The following is a 6,019-nucleotide window of genomic DNA, read 5'->3' as shown; positions in this document are numbered from 1 at the left end:
CCCCCGGCGACCGCCCCGCCCCACCACTCGCTACGCGTGCGTACGGAGCAACGTCCGCATCGTCCGCATGGCCACCGACAGGTTCGCCAGGTCGAACGAGTCCGATCCCTGGATCTCCTCAAGGGTGGAGCGCGACCGCGTGAGGATCGCCGCGTTCTTCTCCTCCCACGCCGTGAACCGCTCCTCCGGCGTCGAGGTCCCGTTGCCCACGGACAGCACATCCGCGGTGAGCGCGGCGTGCGCGGAGTACAGGTCCTCGCGGATGGACGCCCGGGCCATGGACTGCCAGCGGTCGGCCCGCGGCAGCTCGATGATCCGGTCCATCAGCTGGGTGATGGACAGCCGGTCCGCGAGGTCGTAGTACACCTCGGCGACGGAGAGCGGGTCCTTGCCGGTGCGGTCCGCGATCGCCACGATGTCCAGCGTCGGGAAGGCGGAGGAGAATCCGGCGACCCGCTGGGCCAGTTCGCCCGGGACACCCGCCTCGGTGAGCTCGTCCAGGATCGACTGGTACCAGTCCAGGTCGGCGCCCATCAGCATCTTGGGCAGCTCGGCCCAGACCTGCTCGACGCCCGCCTTGAAGAAGTCGATCGTCCCGGCGATCTCCAACGGCTGCGGCCGGTTGCCGAGCAGCCAGCGCGAACCGCGCTCGACGAGCCGGCGCGAGTGCAGCCGGATCCGGGTCTGCACATCGGCGGCGACCTCGTTGTCGAGCGCCTCGACGGCGTCCCACACCTGGCCGAGGCCGAAGATCTCGCGGGCCGCGAACTGTGCCCGCACGATCTCCTCGATCGAGGCTCCGGTCTCTTCCCGCAGCCGGTGCAGGAAGGTCGAACCACCGCTGTTCACGGTGTCGTTGACCAGGACCGTGGTGATGATCTCGCGACGCAGCGCGTGCCCGTCGACCGCCTCGGGGAACTGCGCCCGCAGCTGCTGCGGGAAGTAGGCGTGCAGCAGCTTCTGCAGGTGCGGGTCGTCCGGCAGGCTGGTCCGGATCAACTCCCGGGCCGCCGTGATCTTCGTGTACGCCATCAGCACGGCCAGCTCGGGCTGGCTGAGCCCCTTGCCGCCGTTGAGCAGTTCGCGGATCTGCCGGTCGGTGGGCAGGAACTCCAGCGCGCGGTCGAGGTCCCCGTCGCGGCCCAACCGGCGCATGAAGCGCTGGTGGGCGTGGAGCAGGGAGGGCGCCTGGGCGGTGGCGTTGGCGAGTGCGACGTTCTGCGCGTAGTTGTTGCGCAGCACCAGACGGCCGATCTCGTCGGTCATCTCGGCGAGCAGCTTGTTGCGCTGCTTGACGGTCATGTCGCCGTCCCTGACCAGGCCGTTGAGCAGGATCTTGATGTTCACCTCGTGGTCGGAGGTGTCCACACCGGCGCTGTTGTCGATCGCGTCGGTGTTGATCCTGCCGCCGGTGCGGGCGAACTCGATCCGGCCGAGCTGGGTGGCACCGAGGTTGCCGCCCTCGCCGACGACCTTGGCCCGCAGGTCCTGGCCGTTGACGCGGATCGCGTCGTTGGCCTTGTCGCCGACGTCCGCGTTCGACTCGGCGGAGGACTTGATGTACGTACCGATGCCGCCGTTCCACAGCAGGTCGACGCGGGCCTTGAGGATGGCCTGCATCAGCTCGGCGGGCGTCATCTTCGTGACCCGCGACTCGATGCCGAGCGCCTCGCGGATGTGCGCGTTGACCGGGATGGACTTGGCGCTGCGCGGGTGGACTCCGCCGCCCGCGGAGAGCAGGTCCTTGTTGTAGTCGGCCCAGGAGCTGCGCGGCAGGTCGAAGAGGCGGCGCCGCTCGGCGTACGAGGTGGCGGCGTCCGGGGTGGGGTCGATGAAGATGTGCCGGTGATCGAAGGCGGCGACGAGCCGGATGTGCTCGGAGAGCAGCATGCCGTTGCCGAACACGTCACCCGACATGTCACCGACGCCGACGACGGTGAAGTCCTCGGTCTGGGTGTCGTGGCCGAGCTCGCGGAAGTGCCGCTTGACGGATTCCCAGGCGCCGCGGGCGGTGATGCCCATGCCCTTGTGGTCGTATCCGGCGGAGCCGCCGGAGGCGAACGCGTCGCCGAGCCAGAAGCCGTACGAGACGGCGACCTCGTTGGCGATGTCGGAGAACTTCGCGGTGCCCTTGTCCGCGGCGACGACCAGGTAGGTGTCGTCCTCGTCGTGCCGGACGACGTCCTTGGGCGGCACGACCTCGCCGGCCACCATGTTGTCCGTGATGTCGAGCAGCGCCGAGATGAAGGTGCGGTAGGAGGCGATGCCCTCGGCCATCCAGGCGTCACGGTCGACGGCCGGGTCCGGGAGCTGCTTGGCGACGAAGCCGCCCTTGGCGCCGACCGGCACGATGACGGTGTTCTTCACCATCTGCGCCTTGACCAGGCCGAGGATCTCCGTACGGAAGTCCTCCCGCCGGTCCGACCAGCGCAGACCGCCTCGGGCGACCTTGCCGAAGCGCAGGTGCACGCCCTCCACGCGCGGCGAGTACACCCAGATCTCGAACGCCGGGCGGGGCGCCGGGAGATCCGGGATGGACTGCGGGTCGAACTTCATCGAGACGTAACCGTGCGGCTTGCCGTCGTCCGCCGTCTGGAAGAAGTTGGTGCGCAGGGTGGCCTTGATGACAGTGAGGAAGGACCGCAGGATCCGGTCCTCGTCGAGCGAGGCCACCTGGTCCAGGGCCCCGTCCAGCTCTTCGAGGAGACCGTCGGTCAGCTCGGTGCCGGCGCTCTGCCGCTCCGGGGACATCCGCGCCTCGAAGAGCGAGACCAGCAGCCGGGTGGTGTGGACGTTGTTACGGAGAGTGCTCTCCATGTAGTCCTGGCTGAAGGTCGAACCGGCCTGCCGCAGGTACTTCGCGTAGGCGCGCAGCACCATCGCCTGCCGCCAGTTCAGACCGGCGCCCAGCACGAGGGAGTTGAAGCCGTCGTTCTCGGCGGAACCGGTCCACACGGCCGCGAAGGCGTCCTGGAAGCGGTCGCGGGCGTCATCGGCGAGGTAGGCACCAGTGCCGTTGGTCTGCGGCATCCGCAGGCCGAAGTCGTAGATCCAGGCGTGCGTACGGTCCGTGCAGCGCAGCTCGTACGGACGCTCGTCGACGACCTCGACACCGAGCCGCTGGAGCGCCGGGAGGACGGCCGAGAGGGAGACCTGCTCGCCGGTCCGGTAGATCTTGAAGCGACGCTCGCCGGGGCCGGCGCCGACCGGCTCGTACAGGCTGAGGGAGAAGTCCTTCTCGTCGATCTTGAGCGCTTCGAGGTGGATCATGTCGGACACGGCGGAGCGCGGCGTGTGGTCGGCCTTGTAGCCCTCGGGGAACGAGTGGCCGTACTGGCGCAGCAGCTCGGCGGCGCGCTCCTCGCCGCACTCGGCGGTGAGTGCCTCCTGGAAGCCGTCGGCCCAGGAACGGGCGGCCTCGACGAGCCGTGCCTCGATGCGATCGGCCTCGGCGTCGGTGAGGTCGGGCAGCTCGGTGCCGGGGGCGACCCGGACGACGAAGTGCAGCCGCGAGAGGATCGACTCGGTGTTCCAGGCGGTGAAGTCGACGCTGGTGCCGCCCAGTTCCTCCTTGAGGATGTCGATCAGGCGCAGCCGGACACCGGTGGTGTAGCGGTCGCGCGGCAGGTAGACGATCGCGGAGTAGTAGCGCCCGTACTCGTCCTGGCGCAGGTAGAGCCGCAGCCGACGGCGCTCCTGGAGGTACAGCACGGAGGTGACGACGGAGCGCAGCTGGTCGACGGGCGCCTGGAACAGCTCGTCGCGCGGGTACGTCTCCAGGATCTGCAGCAGGTCGCGGCCGTCGTGGCTGTTGGGCGAGAAGCCGGCGCCCTCCAGCACCTCGGCGACCTTGCGGCGGATGACGGGCACCCGGCGCACGGACTCGGTGTAGGCGGCGGACGAGAACAGTCCGAGGAAGCGGCGCTCACCGACGACGTTGCCGTCGGCGTCGAACTTCTTCACGCCGACGTAGTCGAGGTAGCTGGGGCGGTGGACGGTCGCCCGGCTGTTGGCCTTGGTGAGGACGAGGAGCTTGTGCTCACGGGCCTTGGCCCGGGCGTCGGCGGGCAGCCGGTCGAAGGACGGGCTGACGGGGTGCGCCTCGTCGACGCTGTGGTGCGGGTCGGAGCGCAGGATGCCGAGGCCGGTGCCGGGTACGGCGGCCAGCGCGTCGGTGTCCTTGAGCTCGTACTCGCGGTAGCCGAGGAAGGTGAAGTGGTCGGCGGCGAGCCAGCGCAGCAGTTCCCTGGCCTCGTTCACCTCTTCGTCGGCGAGTTCGTCGAGCGGCTCGGCGGGCAGGTCGTCGGCGATGCGCAGCGCGGCGTCGCGCATCTTCTCCCAGTCCTCGACGGCCTCGCGGGCGTCGGACAGCACGCGGAGCAGATCGGTGGTGATCTGCTGGAGGTCGGAGCGGTCGGTCTCGCGGTCGATCTCGACGTGGATCCAGGACTCGACGAGCGCGTCGTGCGGCAGCTCGGCCGTGCCGCTCTTCTTGCCGCCCTTGGCGTTCTTGCGGGCCTGCGGGCTCGCCGAGACGCCATTGCCCTCTGCGAGGACCTCGATGAGCTTGCCGGTGACGTCACGGCGTACGACGACCTGCGGGTGGATCACGACATGGATGCCGCGGCCCTGCCGGGACAGCTCATTGGTGACGGAGTCGACCAGGAACGGCATGTCGTCGGTGACGACCTCGACGACGGTGTGGCTGCACGTCCAGCCGTTCTCCTCGACGGTCGGGGTGTGCACCCGGACGTTCGCCTTGCCCTGCGGGCGGACCTCTGCGAGCCGGTAGTGGGAGGAGGCGGCACCGAAGACGTCGACGGGGTCGCGGCCCGCGATGTCCTCGGGTGCGGTGTGCAGGTAGTAGCGCTGGAGGTAGGCGAGGAGCACGTCGTGTCCGGGACGCTCCTGCACGGCCCCGGCACCGCCGGTGGCCGCGACACGTACCGGGGGGGTACCGCCCGGGCCGCCGACACCACCGCCCGGGCTGTTGTCAGCTACCTTGGCGGCCCGTGCGAGCAGCTCGGCCTTGGCTTCGTCCAGCTTGGTCTGCATGTCCTCTGGCTCCTGTCGCGCGCCGTTGCGTGACGTAGGTGAAAAAGACGACGTACCGCCACGACACGGGGTTTCCGGTCTGAGTCGACGCTATGCCGCTATGAGAGACGCCCGGGACCATATTGGCCATTTTTGGCAGTCGGTCCGGGCTGTGAGGATCAGTGATGGCCCGGGTGCTGTGGCACTCCGGGCGCAGGCCGGGGGCTCCGCTGCCCCCGAGGCGTATCGCGCTGATCACGGGGTCCAGGCTATCTCGCCCGCCGCCGTAACCGTCACGAGCCGTATGTGTACAAAAGACGGTCGGAAATTTGACACTCTGGACAGCGCGGCCGCCCGTCTTGCCGCACTCTGGTAGACGGAACAGGCCGACGAACCGTGGGAGCCCCGCCATGGCACCGAAAATCCTGATCGTCACCGGCGACGCCGCCGAGTCGCTGGAAGTCCTCTATCCGTACCAGCGGCTGCGCGAGGAGGGGTACGACGTCCATATCGCGGCCCCCGCCCGCAAGACGCTCCGCTTCGTGGTCCACGACTTCCAGCCCGGCTTCGACACGTACACCGAGAAGCCCGGCTACACCTGGCCCGCCGACCTGGCCTTCTCCGAGGTGGACGCCGGGGACTACGTGGCCCTGGTCGTCCCGGGCGGCCGGGCCCCCGAGTATCTGCGCAATGACGCCGAGCTGCGCAAGATCCTCAAGGCGTTCTTCGACTCGGACCGGCCGGTGGCCCAGATCTGCCACGGCCCGCTGATGACGGCGGCGGTCGGCGCCCTGGCCGGCCGGCACGTCACCGCGTACCCGGCGCTGGAGCTCGACATGCAGACGGCGGGCGCCACCTTCGAGGACCACGAGGCGGTGGTCGACGGCATGCTGATCTCGTCCCGTGCGTGGCCGGACCACCCGGCATGGATGCGCGAATTCCTGAAGGTGCTCCGCACCAAGGCCCCGGTAACCACCTGACGGCG

The 6,019-nt window shown here is 69.3% G+C and carries 2 protein-coding genes; one reads left to right on the top strand and one right to left on the bottom strand.

What is annotated here, in order from left to right; all coding sequences use genetic code 11:
- Positions 1-30 precede the first annotated feature (30 nt).
- Positions 31-5,055 (bottom strand): NAD-glutamate dehydrogenase, encoded by a 5,025-nt coding sequence (locus ACFU8Q_RS16490; protein WP_384453698.1) that lies wholly within the window; start codon positions 5,053-5,055, stop codon positions 31-33.
- Positions 5,056-5,444: 389 nt separating this feature from the next.
- On the opposite strand from ACFU8Q_RS16490, the gene ACFU8Q_RS16485 reads away from it, so the two are divergent.
- Positions 5,445-6,014, top strand: a complete 570-nt coding sequence (locus ACFU8Q_RS16485) for a DJ-1/PfpI family protein (RefSeq protein ID WP_384453696.1) — start codon at positions 5,445-5,447, stop codon at positions 6,012-6,014.
- The last annotated feature ends 5 nt before the right edge of the window (positions 6,015-6,019 follow it).

It is taken from the genome of Streptomyces sp. NPDC057543, assembly GCF_042801895.1.
Lineage (GTDB): Bacteria > Actinomycetota > Actinomycetes > Streptomycetales > Streptomycetaceae > Streptomyces.
Note: the sequence above shows the minus strand (reverse complement) of the source record. Positions and strands in the feature narration are given on the sequence as shown.